This is a genomic window from Alkalibacillus almallahensis (assembly GCF_011761495.1).
Taxonomy (GTDB): Bacteria; Bacillota; Bacilli; order Bacillales; family Alkalibacillaceae; genus Alkalibacillus; species Alkalibacillus almallahensis.
In genome coordinates this window covers 121,853-140,030 of record NZ_JAASRU010000008.1, presented here as the reverse complement: position 1 = coordinate 140,030, position 18,178 = coordinate 121,853, and the positions used below count along the sequence as shown (strand labels likewise).

Here is an 18,178-nt window from a genome sequence, read left to right as displayed (position 1 = left end):
CTAACGCTATTTTTTGTGTCCTTTAATAACTTTAAGATGTGTTTGGTTACGTTGTTTTTTTATTGGAGAGGGTTTTTCCACGTGTTGGTTGTATCTCATTTTTTGATCTACTTTACCGTATTTCTTTTTCGATTGTTTAACAGCTTTTTGATAGCCAGAGGAGCGCGCACTACCCTGTCTCACTCGTTTTAAAATGAAATATAAAACTAAACCGATAACAGCTGCTAGGCCGATTGTTGTAAGCATACTCTCGATAAAGCTAAGCGGGTTCACTATTAACTGACCGATTAGACCAATGGCTGCTAAACTAACGACTATATACAAAATGATTTTACTTCTTTTTTGTGTCATGGTAATCCCTCTCTTCGTATTCAGCTAGTAACTTGTAAATCTATTATAACACGCCAAGATATTCATTATACATAATAGCTGATTGTCATGCATGAATTAATCCTCTATAGGTTAAAATAACGCGAGAGGAGGTTCATGAAAATGCGAGAAAAATCAGTTATTATGGAAAGTATTTATACAGGATTATTTGGTGGAGTTATATTCGGATTACTCAACTCGTTTACTTATGCTTTAAAATTCAATGAGGTGTCACATGCATCGTTTATCTTTCGGTCTTTTTTTGAAGGTAATTGGACATCAACATGGTGGATTGAATTGATAAGCGCTATAATTCTGGGTGTTTTAGCTATATTACCAGCAGTCATCTATTATGCACTATTAAGAAGATTTAGAGGAATTTCACCTGGTTTATTATATGGCATCTTACTATGGGGAGTTATTTTTTGGTTAGCTAATGGACTATTTGATTATGTTCCAACAATTGAAAATTTAACAAAAGAAACGATTGCGACAACTTTATGTCAATTTGCGCTATACGGTGTGTTTGTCGGTTATACCATATCTTATAACCAACACGGAGAGCGGGTTGCGAGAAAAGTGTGACAAAAATAGGGCAATTTATGATAAACTTAGGATGGACACATCAATCAAAGGAGCTCTGGTGTCATGAAATCCTGGTTATTAATTAACGGTCCGAATCTTAATATGTTAGGTCAACGAGACCAATCCCACTATGGGAGTGAGACCTTAGCTGATATTGAAGACATGGTGCGTGAAATCGCGAGTGCTCATGATGTTTATTTAGATGTTGGACAATCAAATCATGAAGGTGAAATTATTGACTGGTTACAAAATGCCATGGCTTATGATGGCATTATATTTAATCCAGGCGGTTATGCTCATACCAGTGTAGCTATTCGAGATGCTGTAGAAATGATTAGCATTCCTGTTATTGAAGTGCATTTATCGAACATACATAATCGGGAAACATTCCGTCATCATTCCTACTTATCAGCAGTTACTTCTGGTCAAATCGTCGGGTTCGGAGCATTGGGGTACAAGCTAGCAGCATATGCTTTAATCGATCAGTTGAATGAAAGGGAGAGATAATGTGGAAAAACTAACTCGTTTACGAGAGAAGATGCAACAGAATGATGTAGATGGTCTTCTTATAACTAATGACCAAAACCGTCGTTACATGACAGGTTTTACGGGAACGGCAGGGGTTGTTTTAGTTTCATTAGATCAAGCCGTGTTTATTACAGATTTTCGTTATACTGTACAAGCTAATGAAGAAGTGACAGGCTATGAACTTGTAGAACATAAAGGACCGATTCATCAAGAAGTAGCTAATCAAGTGGAACAGCTTGGAATCAAACGTTTAGGTTTTGAAAAAAACCATATGACGTATTCGATCTTTGAAGTGTTCCAGCAAGCCTTATCAAGTGATTTTATCCCTATAGATGGTTTAGTCGAACAATTACGACTGTATAAAACTGAATCGGAAATTGCTATATTAAAAGATGCAGCACAGATTGCAGACGATGCTTTCGATTATATACAAACTATTATTAAACCAGGCGTAAAGGAAATTGATGTATCAAATGAATTAGAATTTTTTATGCGTAAACAGGGAGCAGTGTCCTCATCTTTTGATATAATTGTAGCATCTGGTTATCGAGCAGCACTTCCACATGGAGTAGCTTCAGATAAAGAAATTCAGTCAGGTGAACTTGTGACTTTAGATTTCGGAGCACTTTATAAAGGGTATTGCTCTGATATGACAAGAACTCTTGCTGTCGGACCAATTAGTGAAGAGTTGAATACGATTTATCACACGGTTTTAGAAGCACAAAAACGTGGTATGGATGGATTGAAAGCAGGGATTACTGGAAAAGAAGCAGATGCATTAACACGTGATTATATTAAAGAACAAGGTTATGGTGAGTATTTCGGTCACTCGACTGGCCATGGCTTAGGCATGGATGTACACGAGGCACCGTCTTTATCATTCCGAAATGAAAGTCCATTAGAGCCAGGTATGGTTGTTACAGTTGAACCTGGGATTTATGTACCTAATGTAGGCGGTTGTCGTATTGAAGATGATGCTATTATCACTGATAATGGAAATGAAAGATTAACATTCTCAACTAAAGAATTAATCACGTTGTAATTGATAGAAGGAGGTTATTAACATGATTTCAGTAAACGATTTTAAAACAGGGTTAACAATAGAAGTAGAGGGTAAAATTTGGCAAGTCATTGAATTTCAACATGTTAAACCAGGAAAAGGATCAGCTTTTGTTCGCTCAAAGCTACGCAATTTAGAAAATGGTAATATCCAAGATAAGACGTTCCGAGCAGGTGAAAAAGTCAATAAAGCTCATTTAGAACGTCGACCTATGCAATACCTATATGAAACTGGGGAAAGTCATACATTCATGGATACTGAAACGTTTGATCAAATTGAAATCCCAGGCGATAAAATCAAAATGGAATTAAACTTCTTAACTGAAGGTACTCAAGCCCATGTCTTAATCTATGAAGGTGATACGTTAGGAATTGAATTACCGAATAACGTTAAACTTGAAGTAGCTGAAACAGAACCTGGAGTTAAAGGTGATACCGCGTCTGGTGGAACAAAGCCAGCAACACTTGAGACAGGTTATACCGTTCAGGTTCCTTTCTTCATTGACAAAGGTGAGAAATTAGTCATTAATACAACTGAAGGTAAGTATGTATCTCGTGCTTAAAGTTCATACCTCTTAACCCGACACTTTTATCAGTGTCGGGTTTTTTGTGAGAAAATAACTCTCTCTTTTTTATACTTTGAATATCATATCTCTTCTTCTCATACATATAGTAGTGTTAAGCGGAAGGAGGGATTGGTTGGACAAGTTTATTGCCTCTTATTTACCTACAACCATCACAAGCTTAATCAAAGCTAATATTTCTCAACAAGCATTAAATCAACTAGAAGAGATTCGATTACGTGTGGGGCATCAAGTACAATTAATCTTCTCAGATCATAGTCAGTTTTTAGAGGGATTTGTTTTTTACGAAAATGATGCGAACGCGTTGTTGGCACGTATAAGTGATTTTTCAGTCTATCGTTTAGAAGAAGAATTAAGAAACGGATTTATTACAATCCGTGGTGGTCATCGAATTGGAATAAGTGGACAAGTGGCAGTAGAAAATGGATCGGTCCAGGCCATTACGAATGTAACGTCATTTAATATTCGTATCGCTTCAGAACGTTATGGAGCAGCTAAACACATCCTGCCTCATTTATTTGAGGAAGATATCCAAAACACTTTATTGATCGGACCTCCTAAAAGTGGTAAGACAACGATTTTAAGAGATTTGATTCGTCTGATAAGTACTGGCACTGAGCAACTTACGGGACGACGTGTTTCGTTAGTTGATGAACGTTCTGAAATCGCAGCAGCATTTCAAGGAGTCCCCCAGCATGATGTCGGTCCTTTAACAGATGTTATGAGTGATTGTCCTAAGGCAGAAGGTATGATGATGATGGTTCGGTCGATGTCACCTGAAATTTTAGCCGTTGATGAAATTGGAAGAAAAGAAGATGTCGATAGCCTGATGGAGGCCGTATATACGGGAGTTGGTTTAATTTGTAGTGTGCATGGTCACACATTATCAGACATTGAACGACGCCCACAGTTACAACCACTGTTGAAACAAGGTGTTTTCCAACGATTCATCTTGTTAAATTCTTTACCACAACCCGGAACTGTACATGCTATTTATGATGACCATCGTGAAATTATAACGACAAAAGTTAGGAGTCATAGTCATGAAGTGGGTCGGCGCGATCCTAATTCTATTAACGTGTACATGGGTCGGAATTGATTTCGCCAATCAATATAAAAAAAGGCCACAACAAATCAGGGACCTACTACAAGCTTTGCAAATTATGGAAGCTGAAATTGTATATGCTCAAAAGCCAATTGAAACGATCTGTCGTTACATTTCCAAACAGTTATCATTTCCTATTGGATCATTATTTCAGCGTTTAGTTAATGAATTAAATGAAACTGAAATTTCTTTAGATGATTGTTGGGAAAATGTGATCGAGGAAGAATGGCACTTTACAGCTTTAAAATCGAAAGAAAAACAAATCATGTTGCAATTTGGACAATCATTAGGACGACATAACATTGAACAACAAAGAAAACAAATTCAACTGGCGCGAGTTCATCTACAATATGAACTTGATGAGGCATTAGAAGAAGAAAAACGCTTTTCAAGTATGTATCGGGTGTTAGGGGTATTGTCAGGGCTATTATTTGTTTTAATTTTAATTTGAAGGAGCTTACTTCATGTCTGATGTATTTCTATTATTTCAAGTTGCAGGGATTGGAATCATCGTCGCTATGCTAAGTGCCCTACTTAAACAAATGGGGAAGGACGACTTAGCTCAGTGGGTGACCTTAATAGGATTTATTATTGTTCTCGTTATTGTCATTGATTATTTAGGTCAGCTCTTTCAACAAATTCGTTCTGTGTTTTTATTTCAAATGATGTTATAGAGTAGAGGTTTATTATGCCGTTTTTACAAATAATGGTCATCATAATTGTTGCTGCGATTTTAATCGTTGTTGTGAGAGAGCATCATCAGTCGATTAGCTTTTTATTAATCATATTAACTGGCATATTAATCTTTTTATATGTTCTATTGCAAATGAATGAAGTGATCAGTGCTTTTCAAGAGATCACTTCTCATATAGATGTATCATTGCTGCATTTGGATACTATTTTTAAGGTGATAGCTGTTGCTTACATGACTGAATTTGCTGCCCATGTTTTGAAAGACGCTCAACTTAATTCGATCGCTGTCAAAGTAGAGATTATTGGTAAGTTATTTATATTATTAATGGCTATTCCTATCTTTATAGCTGTTATCGAAACCTTACTAGGATTTGTGCCGTAATCCAAAGGAGATCGCTTATGAAAAAGACAGTTATCTCCCTGCTTATTGTCGCCATCATGATTTCACTAACGGATATACAAAGTATTGCTGAAGACGAAGGTGAGGAGCTAGATCAAAATGAAGTAGAAGAAGATCTTGAAGGTTTCTTTGAAAGTCCAACGATTGAGAACCAATGGCAGGATTTACTCAATGAATATCGAGATTATATGCCATTAGATTCAGGGAATCAATGGAGAGATATTACTGACGAAGAATCGATATTTTCTTGGCGTGCTTGGGTAGACGGAATTGTATCATTTTTAATCGATGAATTATTGGCAAACGGTCAAACACTAAGTTTGTTAATTTTTATTACGTTATTAAGTGCTGTATTAAATGTGCTGGCTCAGTCATTTGAGACACAAACTGTTACTAAAGTGAGCCAATTTGTCATTTTTGGTGTGCTCATGACAATTGCCATGACAGGGTTCCATACGGCAGCTAATTTTACGACTGATACGATCGAAACCATGCGTCACTTTATGGTATCACTTCTTCCATTATTTCTGAGTATGATGGCGGCATTTGGTCATGTAGCAACGGTCGCTTTCTTTAACCCTTTTATATTGTTTTTGACACAAGCAAGTGGTTTGTTTGTCGCAAAAATTATTATACCACTATTATTTTTGTCAGCTATTTTACACATAGCTAGTCACGTTAATGAAACGTACAACTTATCTCGATTAGCACACTTGTTTAAACAAGGCGCGCTACTACTCATGGGAGCTTTTTTATCCGTTTTCTTAACGATTATGTCTGTACAAGGTATCACAACTGCTGCATCAGATGGTGTTGCTGTGAGAGCAGCAAAGTTTGTGACAAGCAACTTTATACCTGTTATTGGACGAATGTTTACGGATGCAACTGATACAGTTTTATCCGCTTCAATATTGGTAAAAAACACAATTGGTGTTGCTGGATTAGTTGTACTATTTGTCATGATATTATTTCCTATCTTAAAGGTGCTTGTTCTTGGTTTGGTTTTTCGTTTGGCCGCAGCGATCTTACAACCGGTTGCTGACGGTCCGGTTGTTCATATGGTAGATGATATGGGCAAACATATTCTATATTTACTGTTGGCTTTATTAATGGTTTCGATTATGTTTTTCTTTTCAATTGTAATGCTAATTGTAATTAGTAATACATCATTAATGGTTCGTTAGTGGAGGAGCAAATGGAATTTATTACGGATTGGATTACTCAGCTTGTTGTCTTTGTATTTATAGCAACGATTATTACATTGCTCATTCCCAAAACATCTCATGAACAAGTTATTCGTGTTGTATTCGGTATGATCATTTTACTACTTTTTTTACATCCTTTAACGACTTTATTTCAAGTAAATCCAGAGGAAATCGTTGATAACTTTGAGTTTTCATCTGATTTAATCAATGAGGATACATTTGAAGAGAAAATAGAATCACAAAAAAAAGAAATACAAGCCTCTTCAGATGCATATATATTAGAACAACTGACCCAAGAGCTACAAAATTCTGTAGAAGAGGAGTTGATGGATGAATATGATTTAGCCATACAAGATGTCTTTATGGAATGGAAAGAAGATCGTGAAACTGAAGAAATCAGTGACATGATTGATCACGTCACGTTTGTAGTGACAGAGGAACAAACTGGTGTTGAACAGGTTGAAGAAGTACAGATTCCTGCAGACCAGGATAAGGAGACAATGGATGATGACATGATTAAACAAACAATCGCCTCATATTTAAATCTACCTTTATCTAAAATATCTATTGAATGGGAAGGGGGGCATTAATAATGCAATTTAAAGAATGGTTCAAGTTAAAAAGTGATACGGACAGGCCGACGAAGCGATCATATATGATTTTAATCGGGCTGATAGGGCTACTGTTTTTAATTCTATCTAATGTGTTTTCAGGATCATCTGATGATACACAAGCACCTATTGAAGAAAGTCAATGGGAAGATGAAAAGAAAGAAAAACAGTCTGGAAATACGACAAATTCTAATTATGAGCACATCCAGAACCAAATGAGGCAAGAACTTGAACAAGCCTTGGAGAGTATATCTGATGTTCATGATGTTGAAGTAAGCTTACAACTAGATTCATCAGCTATAAAAGTCTTTGAAAAAAACACGACAACAACAAATCAATATACAGATGAAAATGATCAAAATGGCGGAACTAGAAGTGTTGAAGATGAGTCCGTAGAAGAGCAAACTGTCCTATTACGTCAAAACAACCGTGAAGAACCATTGCTTATTCAAACACAAACCCCCGCGATTCGAGGCGTATTAATTGTAGCCAAAGGAGTTGATCAAATTCACGTTAAAGAAAGAATCATTGATTCAGTTTCTAGATTGTTAGATGTATCAACCCATCGTATAGCAGTAATGCCAAAGGGTGAGGAGGAATGATGATGGTGTTAAGAAAACAAACAGTTTGGTTAATTACAATGTTGAGTTTATTAATTGTGTTGAGTGTTTATTATTTGATGTCTCCTGGAAGTGGAGAGGTGGCTTTAATTCCGGACGAAGATGAGGAACGGCAAGAACAAATAGAAGGTGATGAAAATCAGGAGGAAAGTGAAGGCGATGGTACAAACGATCCGCAAACAGAGACAAGTTCTGAAGGTGATCTAGATGTGGATGTGAGTACAGATGAATTATCACCTCACGAATTGTTTACGACGATTCGATTAGAAAAAGAAGATGCTCGCAGTGAAATGAAAGAGCAATTATCATCCATTGTGGCTTCAAGCTCTGCAACAACTGAAGAGAAAAATGAAGCAATGGAAGAAATGTACGCATTGCAAACAGCTGCTCAGAAAGAAACGATTCTAGAGGAAATGATTAAACAAGAAAAAGGTTTTCAAGATGTGCTAGTTCGAACAGATGAAGAGGTTGTGCAGATTAGAGTGATTGCAGAAGAATTATCTAAAACAGATGCCAATCATATCATGCAGTTAGCACGAGATGAATTCAGTGAATTAGAACCGCGCGTTCGCTTACAAGAAGATGCGTAAAATAAGACCTCCATATCCAATCAGGGTATGGAGGTTTTAGATTGTTAGCCTATGATATCAATTAAACGGGAACGTATTATTAAATTCGCTCTGTCAAAGTCCGTTGTTGATATTGTGATCCGCTAACGGTGGACGCTTTCCGCAGGCACGGCTCGAGCCTCCTCGGAAGAAAAGCACTTCCTGCGGGGTCTCGAGACTCGTGCTGTTCCTGCTGGAGTCGCCACCTTCGCTCCTCACAATTCAACAACTCAGTACTAAATTATTCAGCAAACATTTAACTTTACTAGAGCTTTTAAATAAATTATGAAAATATATTTAATATTAAGTTGAAGGTTGCTTTCACTTTATCGTACAATGTTGTTAGGAATTATTAGTACCTGTTATTAAATTTAAAGGAGTGCTACTTGTCATGCTAAAAGTTCAAGAGATAAGAGAATTGATTAAATTATTAGATGAATCATCTATTTCTGATTTCACGTATGAAACAGATGATGGCAAAATTTCGATGAGTAAACAAAATGGGGAAGTTGTTCAAGTTGCAACTCCACAACCTGTATCAACTGAAAAACCAGCGGAGCCAAAAGTAGAAAATCAACCTGCTGAACCGAAAGCAGAAGCAGAACCTGCTCCAGCACCAAAAGAAGAAACAGCTTCAAATAATGAGGTTGATTATGACACAGAGATTGTATCACCAATGGTTGGGACATTCTATGAAGCACCATCACCTGATGATGATGTTTATGTTCAAGTTGGCGATCAAGTTGAAGAAAATTCAGTTGTATGCATTGTTGAAGCGATGAAACTCTTTAACGAAATTGAAGCTGAAACGAAGGGTGAAATTGTAGAAATATTAGTAGACGATGGCGAACTTGTTGAGTATGGACAACCACTATTCAGAGTGAAACAGAAATAAAGGAGGGGTTGTCTGTGATTAACAAAGTATTAATTGCAAATCGTGGTGAAATTGCCGTAAGAATTATTCGTGCCTGTAAAGAACTTAACATCGAAACGGTTGCTATTTTCTCAGAAGCTGATCGTGAATCATTACATGTACAAATAGCAGATGAAGCTTATTGTGTAGGTCCTACATTAAGTAAGGATTCTTATTTAAATAAAACCAATATTATGAGCGTGGCTAAATTAACGGACTGTGATGCCATTCATCCTGGTTATGGTTTCTTATCTGAAAACGCTGATTTTGCTGAGTTATGTGAAGAATGTAATGTGACATTTATTGGACCTAGTGCGGACTCGATTTCACGTATGGGAACCAAAGATGTTGCACGTGAGACAATGCGAGAAGCTGGCGTTCCAATTGTCCCTGGATCTGATGGAATTATTGCCAATGAAGAAGAAGGTAAACGAGTGGCAAATGAAATCGGGTATCCCGTTATTATTAAAGCTACTGCTGGTGGCGGTGGTAAAGGAATTCGCGTTGCTCGAAATGAAGAAGATCTTGTACAAGGCATTCGTGTAACGCAGAATGAGGCTGAAACAGCATTTGGTAATCCAGGTGTTTATCTAGAGAAATTTATTGAAGATTTTCGCCATGTAGAAATTCAAGTATTAGCTGACAAACACGGTAATACTGTTCATTTAGGTGAACGTGATTGTACCGTTCAGCGACGCTTGCAGAAATTAATTGAAGAAACACCTTCTCCAGCAATTGATGAAACCATTCGTGCAAAAATGGGTGATTCTGCTGTTAAAGCAGCGCAAGCGGTCGATTATGTAGGTGCTGGTACAATTGAATTCATCTTTGACCAAAAAGACTCAAGTTTCTACTTTATGGAAATGAATACACGTATTCAAGTTGAACATCCGGTAACTGAAATGGTTACAGGTATTGATTTAATCAAACAGCAAATTAGAGTAGCTAATGGTGAACCCATATCATTTAATCAAGAGGATATTCAATTTGATGGTTGGTCAATTGAGTGTCGTGTGAATGCTGAAAATCCAGCTAAAGATTTCATGCCTTCCGCTGGCAAAGTGGCTATGTATTTACCGCCCGGAGGATTTGGAGTAAGAGTGGATTCTGCAGCCTATACAGGATGGAATATTCCGCCTTATTATGACTCAATGATTGCTAAGCTAATCGTTCATGGCGCTACACGAGAAGAAGCTATGGATAAGATGAATCGCGCATTAGATGAATTTGTTATTGAAGGAATTCATTCGACTATTCCGTTCCATAAACGAATGATGAATCATCCCGTCTTTAGAGATGGTGAGTTTAATACGAAATTCCTTGAAACATATCAAGTCATGGAAGACTAAAATTTGAGGTGACATAAATGGAAGAGAATCATTTATTAAATGTCAGTGATGATCAATCATTAGGTCGTGTTGAGATTGCACCAGAGGTCATTGAAGTTATTGCAGGTATTGCGGCTAATGAAATCAGTGGTGTAGCTAATATGCGTGGAAATATAGCGTCAAATGTATCCGAACGTCTGGGTAAAAAGAAACAACATGGTAAAGGTGTTAAGGTTGAATTAACTGAAGAAGGAATTGAAATTGATGTATTTACGGTATTAGATTATGGCGTTTCAATTCCCAAAGTAACTGAAAAAATACAGGAAAATATACGCACCACACTGAAAAATATGACAGCGTTAGAAATCTTAGAAATTAATGTTCATGTAGTCGGTATTCAAATTGAAGAAAAAACAGATGAATCTAAACAAGATTCAAAATAAATGTTATTAAACCCCCAGTAAAATGGTTGATTATTTTGCTGGGGGTTGGTTATGTCATATGCGTTATTTAAATCAATCTAGAATGAAGGTTTATTTTTTATTTCTTGTGAATTTCGTGGTAAACTGACATATGTATAAATATTGATCAAAACCGAATTGATGAAGGAGTTAACTATAGAATGAGTCGAAAGCATAGTCGAGAAAAAGCTTTTCAAGTTTTATTTCAAATCGACATTAACGAAGAAGTGAAAGAAGAAAATCTCATGAAAGTCATGGATGAAGATGTGAGCCCCTTTGCTTCGCAGATCATAAAAGGTGTGATCGATCATAAAGATGAGATCGATACAATTATTGATGGTTATTTGGAGAATTGGAGCTTCTCAAGAATCGGTGCAGTTGAAAAAGCCTTATTAAGAATAGCTATATACGAAATGAAATATGTTGAAGAAACCCCATATAAAGTAGCTGTCAATGAAGCTGTCGAACTAGCTAAGCGATTCCATGATGACCAATCAGGTAAATTTGTGAATGGTGTTTTATCGAAACTTGCAGACCAATAGAAGGTGATTGTAATGGAAACAACTGTTATGTATGGAAAGCCAGCCGCTGATCAAATTCGATTAGCATTACAAGAAGAAGTCACAAGCTTAAGTGAACAACAAGTTATTCCTAAAATAACTGTAATTATCATTGGCGAACATAAAGCTTCACAAACCTATGTCCGAATTAAGAAAAAAGCAGCTGAGAAAATTGGAATTAAGGCTGAAATAATCGAAAAAGATGAAACGATCACTGAACGTGAATTACTTGAGTTAATCCAGTCTTTGAATAATGATCATGACACGCATGGCATTTTGGTTCAACTACCTCTACCAGATCATATCCGTGATCATGCTGTTTTAGAAACAATCTCTCCAGAGAAAGATGTAGACGGGTTTCATCCGATTAATATTGGTCGATTAGCTGTGGAAGAGGATGCTTTTTATCCCTGTACCCCATTAGGTATCATGAAGTTATTGGATTATTATAATATAGACATTGCTCAAAAGCATGTCGTGGTAGTAGGAAGAAGCCATATTGTCGGCAAACCAATTGGACAGATGATGTTAAATCGTGATGCGACTGTTACATATTGTCATTCAAAAACGCCAAATTTGTCTCAATATACAACACAAGGCGATATTTTAATTGTTGCAGCGGGTCGTGCCCACCTGATTCAAAAAGAAGACGTGAAGCCTGGATCTGTGGTCGTTGATGTTGGTAATTCCTTTCAATCAACAGGAGAAGTATTAGGTGACGTTGATTTTGATGATGTTCAAGAACATGTGAGCTATATAACACCAGTTCCTAAGGGTGTTGGTCCTATGACGATCACTATGTTATTAAATAATACTGTTGAAGCAGCCAAGCGTCTTTCTTTTAAAGGGGATTGAATGAAATGGAAGAACCAAAATATTTAACGGTGACCGCTTTAACTAAGTATATTAAAAAGAAATTTGATATTGATCGTCACCTCAAACAAGTTTTATTACAAGGCGAAATATCAAATTTCAAACATCATTCACGCGGTCATATGTATTTCACAATCAAAGATCAACAAACAAGAATTTCGGCTGTCATGTTTGCCTCGCACAATCAAACATTAGCATTCAAACCAGAAGATGGTATGAAGGTACTTATACAGGGCGATGTTACGGTTTATGAACGAACAGGTCAGTATCAAGTATATGTACAAAGAATGGAACCCGATGGATTAGGTGCCTTATACCAAGCGTATGAACAATTAAAGAAAAAATTAGATCAAGAAGGGTTGTTTGAGGAAAAGATTAAACAATCTATTCCTCAGTTTCCTGAAAAACTAGGTGTGATCACCTCACCAACAGGTGCAGCGGTTCGAGATATTATGACAACAATCAATCGTCGTTTTCCACAAGCTAGACGTGTTGTTATACCTGCGTCTGTACAAGGTGAACAGGCAGGTCAATCTGTAGCGAATGCGATTAATTACGCAAATGAAGTAGGCGATTTTGATACATTGATTGTTGGACGTGGTGGTGGATCGATTGAAGAGTTGTGGGCCTTTAATGAAGAAGTCGTTGCGAGATCTATTTTCCATTCTGACATTCCAATTATTTCAGCTGTAGGCCATGAAACGGACTACACAATTGCTGACTTTGTTGCTGATTTACGTGCACCTACGCCAACTGCTGCAGCAGAACTAGCTGTTCCATCTCAAGATGAACTCTCTCAGCAACTTCATGTCATTCAACAGCGAATTCAACAGCAAATGGGACAAAGAATAAGAAGTGAAACTGATCGCTTGCAACGATTAAAACAAGCTTATGCTTTTAAATACCCAGTCCAGTTAACTCAACAAAAAGAGCAGGATTTGGACCGAGCTCTGAATCATTTAAATCGTAATATGAAACAACAGATTTATGATCATAAGCAATTATTAAATAGAAAAAAGGAAAGACTGTTAGCTAATTCCCCTCAACAGCTTGTTAATGAACGTTATCAATCATTAATAACACTCAAAACACAACTTATTCACACCATGAACACTCATTATCGAAATAATGTTCACCAACTTGACCGCATGGTTGATAAGTTGGAGTTACTCAATCCAATGACAACGATGAAAAGAGGTTATTCCATAACTTACAATGAAAGTGGAAATATTGTTAAGTCGATTGAGAAGGTATCTTTAGGAGAGCAAATTGATATTAATTTAAGTGATGGTTCATTATATTGTGAAGTGCAAAAAAAGGCAGAAAGGACTGAGGATTGATGGAGGAGAAAACGGAACTTAATTTTGAACAAGCGATGGAACGTTTAGAGAAAATCGTAAACCAACTTGAACAAGGCGATGTTCCACTAGAACAAGCGATTCAGTATTACAAGGATGGTATGGAGTTATCGAAAGTATGCCATGATAAATTAAAGAATGTTGAAAATGAGATGGCAGAAATCATGAAAGAAAATGGTGAAACAGAACCATTTACGGTGGAGGACGATTCAGAGTGACTATGCAATTAGAAAGTTATAAAAATGATGTTGATCAGTTACTTATAAATCACCTTGGTCAATTAGATTTGCCTCAAGAATTTCAACAAGCCGTCCAATATGCAATTAGCGCAGGGGGTAAACGGCTTCGTCCTATATTAATGCAAGAAACCTTCCGTGTTTTTTCGGAACACACTCAAAAAATGAGCGATGTCATGCTTGCGCTTGAGCTTGTTCATACATACTCATTAATTCACGATGACCTACCTGCTATGGATGATGACGATTTACGACGTGGTCAACCGACAATCCACAAGCAATTTGATGAAGCGACAGCGATTCTTGTAGGCGATGGATTCTTAACTTATGCTTTTCAATTGATCGCAAACAGTTCTTATTTGGATGCTGAAGAAAAAGTATACGTGACACAACAATTAAGTCAGGCGAGTGGCTTTGAAGGAATGATCCAAGGTCAATTTCTTGATTTACAATCAGAAGGTAAGTCAATCACAATTGATCAATTGGAGTTAGTACATCGGTACAAAACAGGGGCACTAATCCGCGCAGCTGTTAAAATAGGTGCTTATTTGGGTGGTGCTATACCTCCGCAAATTGAATCACTTGATCGATATGCATTCTACTTAGGAATGATTTTTCAAATACAGGATGATATTTTGGATGTGACAGGAAGTGAAGATGAGCTAGGGAAACCAATAGGAAGTGATGTCTCCTTACATAAAAATACGTTCCCGAGCTTACTTGGTTTAGAACAGGCAATAGAATGGCGAGAAGATTGTATGACTAAAGCAGTGAATGCATTAAATGAGGCTAATGTTAATGATGAAAATCTAATAGCATTTATTAATCTATTTGGTCGCAGAAATAACTGAGTGCACATAATTGTGAGTATAATCGTAATATGGTAAAATAGGAATTACACAAGGGGTGGTGCAGTATTCTAGTCGGTCCTCCGCTTCTGAAGGCGGGCCTAAAAATCCGCCAAAGGGCACATCGATGAAGTTCCTGGTGTTGGCTTGAGGCGCCCAGCCTTGGGTCGATGCTGGGAGTTAAGGTCGTAGGGCGATCCACAATGGCATGTGGGCGTTGACCCTGCTTCCGTGGAGGCCCATATTTGTGCCTTATAACACATGATTATAAGGTATGAAATGGGGTATGAACCTGTATGATAGCGAGGAATTCGTTATCTGCAGCGTAGCCTGCCTTGAGTGGTGTGTAGGGGATTACAACCATATAGTGTTCAGTCGTGTGGCCAGCGAATGAAACACTCGCAACGTTGTATGAAATAGACACTGCAAAAGAGGCTAGGAAGTGGTCAAAGGCTGCCGAGGAAAACTCCTAGACTGTTCCACAAGACATTTAAAAGGGATTATAGTGCGGGCTAAGTGGTAATCCAGTTTAGCATCCGGAAACGGAGCTGGGGTCGTTTTAAAGGGGAACCTCCGTAGTGGCAACACACGGTAACGACCTGGGAAAACCTGCTGGACCTAAGCCGCAATTTTTACCTTTTAAATGACCATCCCTTTCGTTACATAATAGGGTTGGAATGTATAAAAATACGAGGTCAACAAATGCTCAAGATTATAAAAGAATCCATAAGGTTTAGTATAAGTATTGCCGTTATCACTTTTGTGTTAGCGGCCATTTTTTCAATCGTTTCACAAGGTGTTTTAGGTGGCGTAAATTGGTTTATAGGTATTATCATTGTCTTAACGATCGTATTGATTGGTGTACTATCAGATATGTTAGGAATAGCAGCGACTGCAGCAAGTGAAAAACCTTTCCATTCCATGGCCTCAGAAAAAGTTTATGGCGCTAAAAATGCTATTCGAATTGTTCGAAATGCTGATAAGTTTGCTACCTTTTGTAATGATGTTATTGGAGATATTGCTGGTGTCATAAGTGGTACCGCTTCAACACTTGTTGTGATTCAGTTAGCAACAGTTATTACAGATGGGGATATAAGTACATATCAATTTGTGATTGGTATTATTTTTACAAGTTTAGTCGCAGCTCTAACTGTAGGTGGTAAGGCGTTAGGGAAGTCATTAGCTGTAAGATTATCAACAGATTTAGTTTTATTTGCAGGTAAAGTTACAGCTATAATTGAAGACACACTAAGAATACGTTTGTTACCATCAAATAAAAAACGATAAATAATTTATAGTGATAGAAAATTTATTTCAACATAAAGGTGTGTGATCCAAAATGGATCTTCAAAGCATTGAACATCCTTCTCAAATTAAACATTTGTCTAGAGATGAATTGATTAAGCTTAGCGGAGATATTCGATCATTTTTAATTAATAATTTATCTGAAACAGGTGGTCATCTTGGCCCTAATTTAGGTGTTGTGGAGTTAACGTTAGCATTGCACCAAGAATTTGACAGCCCTAATGATAAATTTCTATGGGACGTAGGCCATCAAGCTTATGTTCATAAAATGTTAACCGGTAGAACTGATCAATTTTCAACCTTAAGACAATACCAAGGGCTATGTGGTTTTCCAAAACGTAATGAAAGTGAACATGACATTTGGGAAACAGGTCATAGTTCCACTTCCTTATCGGCAGCTATGGGTATGGCTATTGCTCGTGATATTAAACAAGAAGACCATCACGTTGTACCTATTATTGGGGATGGTGCCTTAACTGGTGGTATGGCTTTAGAGGCACTTAATCACATCGGCCACGAAAAGAAAAATATGATTGTCATTTTAAATGATAATGAAATGTCAATTGCACCTAATGTGGGTGCGATGCATAATATGTTAGCACGTTTAAGAAGTGGACAACGGTATAATTGGGTGAAGGATGAACTTGAATTTCTTCTTAAAAAGATCCCTACAGTAGGTGGAAGAATAGCTAATACTGCTGAGCGAATTAAAGATAGTATGAAATATTTAGTTGTACCGGGTATGTTTTTTGAAGAGTTAGGTTTTACTTATTACGGTCCAGTAGATGGGCATAGTTATGATGATTTATTTAAGTCGATTGATTATGCTAAAAAAACCGAAGGCCCAATTATTATTCATGTTCTAACAACAAAAGGTAAAGGGTATCATCCTGCAGAAAATGACACGGTTGGAACTTGGCATGGTGTTGGACCTTATAAGATTGAATCAGGAGAATCCGTGAAAAAAGGTTCATCAGGTAAGGCCTGGAGTAAAGTGATTAGTGACAGCTTAATAGATCTTGCTAAGACAGATGAGCGAATCGTAGCCATTACACCAGCTATGACGGTGGGATCTAAATTAGAAGACTTCCGTAAGGCTTTTCCGGATCGATTATTCGATGTAGGTATCGCTGAACAACATGCGACAACAGTATCTGCTGGATTAGCGACCCAAGGAATGAAACCAGTACTATCCATTTACTCGACGTTCTTACAACGTGGGTATGACCAAGTCATTCATGATGTTTGCCGTCAAAATTTAAATGTAATATTTGGTATTGACCGCGCTGGTTTAGTTGGAGCTGATGGAGAGACGCATCAAGGTGTTTTTGACATTTCGTTTTTACGAGATCTCCCAAATATGAAAATCATGATGCCAAAGGATGCAAAAGAAGGTCAGAACATGGTTCATACCGCTGTTCAAAATGATGATGGTCCAATGGCGTTACGTTATCCGCGTGGAAATGCAAGTGATGAACCGGAATTAGGCGACTACGAAAGTATACCTATAGGCTCATGGGAAGTGCTTAAAGATGGCGAAGATTTAGTGATTTTAACATTTGGTACCATGATACCTCGAGCGCTTGATGCAGCTCATTCATTAGAAAAAGAAGGTATATCCGTTCGTGTAGTTAATGCTCGATTTATTAAGCCATTAGATCATAACCTCATGCATCAATTAGCACAAGAAAAATTACCAATTTTAACTGTTGAAGAACATGCACTTCAAGGCGGCTTCGGTAGTGCCGTATTAGAGTTTTTTGAAGTAGAAAAATTACCATTTCCATATATCTCTAGAATGGGAATTCCTGATCGATTCATTGAACATGGAAGTGTTGATGATTTATTAGAAGAAGTTGGTCTAACAGTTGAAAAAATTGAACAAGAAGTAAAAGAAATTGTGCCGACCCAGAGGAAAAGAGCTTAAGC

23 protein-coding genes are annotated in these 18,178 nt (G+C 37.3%); 22 read left to right on the top strand and 1 reads right to left on the bottom strand.

All coding sequences use genetic code 11. From position 1 onward, the window contains the following. Positions 1 to 6: 6 nt before the first annotated feature. Positions 7 to 351 (bottom strand): DUF4229 domain-containing protein, encoded by a 345-nt coding sequence (locus FHR85_RS08865; RefSeq protein ID WP_167262518.1) that lies wholly within the window; start codon positions 349 to 351, stop codon positions 7 to 9. 141 nt (positions 352 to 492) lie between these two features. Here FHR85_RS08865 and FHR85_RS08860 point away from each other — a divergent pair, with 141 nt between their 5' ends. The 22 genes from FHR85_RS08860 (at position 493) to dxs (ending at position 18,176) form a co-directional block, all read left to right on the top strand. Next, positions 493 to 954, top strand: a complete 462-nt coding sequence (locus FHR85_RS08860; protein ID WP_167262517.1) for a YqhR family membrane protein — start codon at positions 493 to 495, stop codon at positions 952 to 954. A gap of 63 nt (positions 955 to 1,017) precedes the next feature. After that, the gene (gene aroQ / locus FHR85_RS08855; protein ID WP_167262516.1) at positions 1,018 to 1,461 is read left to right on the top strand and encodes a type II 3-dehydroquinate dehydratase; all 444 of its coding nucleotides are present in this window, start codon (positions 1,018 to 1,020) and stop codon (positions 1,459 to 1,461) included. 1 nt (position 1,462) lies between these two features. Beyond that, the gene (locus tag FHR85_RS08850; protein ID WP_167262515.1) at positions 1,463 to 2,524 is read left to right on the top strand and encodes a M24 family metallopeptidase; all 1,062 of its coding nucleotides are present in this window, start codon (positions 1,463 to 1,465) and stop codon (positions 2,522 to 2,524) included. A 22-nt stretch (positions 2,525 to 2,546) separates the two neighbouring features. Next, entirely contained in the window at positions 2,547 to 3,104 is a 558-nt protein-coding gene (gene efp / locus FHR85_RS08845) for an elongation factor P (protein WP_167262514.1), read from the top strand. Between the two features lie 136 nt (positions 3,105 to 3,240). Next, positions 3,241 to 4,224, top strand: a complete 984-nt coding sequence (gene spoIIIAA / locus FHR85_RS08840) for a stage III sporulation protein AA (protein ID WP_167262513.1) — start codon at positions 3,241 to 3,243, stop codon at positions 4,222 to 4,224. Continuing rightward, a complete protein-coding gene (gene spoIIIAB / locus FHR85_RS08835) occupies positions 4,169 to 4,681 on the top strand; it encodes a stage III sporulation protein SpoIIIAB (protein ID WP_167262512.1) in 513 nt (170 codons plus the stop codon). Before spoIIIAA ends, spoIIIAB begins: the two co-directional genes overlap by 56 nt. A 13-nt stretch (positions 4,682 to 4,694) precedes the next feature. After that, positions 4,695 to 4,904 (top strand): stage III sporulation protein AC, encoded by a 210-nt coding sequence (gene spoIIIAC, locus FHR85_RS08830; RefSeq protein ID WP_167262511.1) that lies wholly within the window; start codon positions 4,695 to 4,697, stop codon positions 4,902 to 4,904. A 14-nt stretch (positions 4,905 to 4,918) separates the two neighbouring features. Then, positions 4,919 to 5,305 (top strand): stage III sporulation protein AD, encoded by a 387-nt coding sequence (gene spoIIIAD / locus FHR85_RS08825; protein WP_167262510.1) that lies wholly within the window; start codon positions 4,919 to 4,921, stop codon positions 5,303 to 5,305. A gap of 17 nt (positions 5,306 to 5,322) precedes the next feature. Beyond that, on the top strand, positions 5,323 to 6,507 hold the full coding sequence (gene spoIIIAE, locus FHR85_RS08820; RefSeq protein ID WP_167262509.1) for a stage III sporulation protein AE: 1,185 nt from the start codon (positions 5,323 to 5,325) through the stop codon (positions 6,505 to 6,507). 11 nt (positions 6,508 to 6,518) lie between these two features. Next, entirely contained in the window at positions 6,519 to 7,118 is a 600-nt protein-coding gene (gene spoIIIAF, locus FHR85_RS08815) for a stage III sporulation protein AF (protein WP_167262508.1), read from the top strand. Positions 7,119 to 7,120: 2 nt separating this feature from the next. Beyond that, entirely contained in the window at positions 7,121 to 7,741 is a 621-nt protein-coding gene (spoIIIAG, locus tag FHR85_RS08810; protein ID WP_167262507.1) for a stage III sporulation protein AG, read from the top strand. Between the two features lie 2 nt (positions 7,742 to 7,743). After that, a complete protein-coding gene (locus tag FHR85_RS08805) occupies positions 7,744 to 8,349 on the top strand; it encodes a SpoIIIAH-like family protein (RefSeq protein ID WP_208379643.1) in 606 nt (201 codons plus the stop codon). Positions 8,350 to 8,758: 409 nt separating this feature from the next. Then, positions 8,759 to 9,262 (top strand): acetyl-CoA carboxylase biotin carboxyl carrier protein, encoded by a 504-nt coding sequence (gene accB, locus FHR85_RS08800; RefSeq protein ID WP_167262506.1) that lies wholly within the window; start codon positions 8,759 to 8,761, stop codon positions 9,260 to 9,262. Between the two features lie 14 nt (positions 9,263 to 9,276). Then, entirely contained in the window at positions 9,277 to 10,629 is a 1,353-nt protein-coding gene (gene accC, locus FHR85_RS08795) for an acetyl-CoA carboxylase biotin carboxylase subunit (RefSeq protein ID WP_167262505.1), read from the top strand. A gap of 17 nt (positions 10,630 to 10,646) precedes the next feature. Continuing rightward, a complete protein-coding gene (locus FHR85_RS08790) occupies positions 10,647 to 11,051 on the top strand; it encodes an Asp23/Gls24 family envelope stress response protein (RefSeq protein ID WP_167262504.1) in 405 nt (134 codons plus the stop codon). A 179-nt stretch (positions 11,052 to 11,230) separates the two neighbouring features. Continuing rightward, positions 11,231 to 11,611, top strand: coding sequence for a transcription antitermination factor NusB (nusB, locus tag FHR85_RS08785; protein WP_167262503.1), 381 nt, complete (start codon positions 11,231 to 11,233; stop codon positions 11,609 to 11,611). Between the two features lie 12 nt (positions 11,612 to 11,623). Continuing rightward, positions 11,624 to 12,484, top strand: a complete 861-nt coding sequence (locus FHR85_RS08780) for a bifunctional 5,10-methylenetetrahydrofolate dehydrogenase/5,10-methenyltetrahydrofolate cyclohydrolase (protein WP_167262502.1) — start codon at positions 11,624 to 11,626, stop codon at positions 12,482 to 12,484. 5 nt (positions 12,485 to 12,489) lie between these two features. Continuing rightward, on the top strand, positions 12,490 to 13,842 hold the full coding sequence (xseA, locus tag FHR85_RS08775; RefSeq protein WP_167262501.1) for an exodeoxyribonuclease VII large subunit: 1,353 nt from the start codon (positions 12,490 to 12,492) through the stop codon (positions 13,840 to 13,842). Further along, positions 13,842 to 14,078 (top strand): exodeoxyribonuclease VII small subunit, encoded by a 237-nt coding sequence (locus tag FHR85_RS08770; protein WP_167262500.1) that lies wholly within the window; start codon positions 13,842 to 13,844, stop codon positions 14,076 to 14,078. The genes xseA and FHR85_RS08770 overlap by 1 nt, the downstream gene beginning before the upstream one ends. Before the next feature lie 2 nt (positions 14,079 to 14,080). After that, complete coding sequence (locus tag FHR85_RS08765) at positions 14,081 to 14,947, top strand: polyprenyl synthetase family protein (RefSeq protein ID WP_167262539.1); 867 nt, start codon at positions 14,081 to 14,083, stop codon at positions 14,945 to 14,947. Positions 14,948 to 15,646: 699 nt separating this feature from the next. Continuing rightward, positions 15,647 to 16,231, top strand: a complete 585-nt coding sequence (locus tag FHR85_RS08760; RefSeq protein WP_167262499.1) for a hypothetical protein — start codon at positions 15,647 to 15,649, stop codon at positions 16,229 to 16,231. Positions 16,232 to 16,283: 52 nt separating this feature from the next. Next, positions 16,284 to 18,176 (top strand): 1-deoxy-D-xylulose-5-phosphate synthase, encoded by a 1,893-nt coding sequence (dxs, locus tag FHR85_RS08755; RefSeq protein ID WP_167262498.1) that lies wholly within the window; start codon positions 16,284 to 16,286, stop codon positions 18,174 to 18,176. Positions 18,177 to 18,178: the final 2 nt, after the last annotated feature.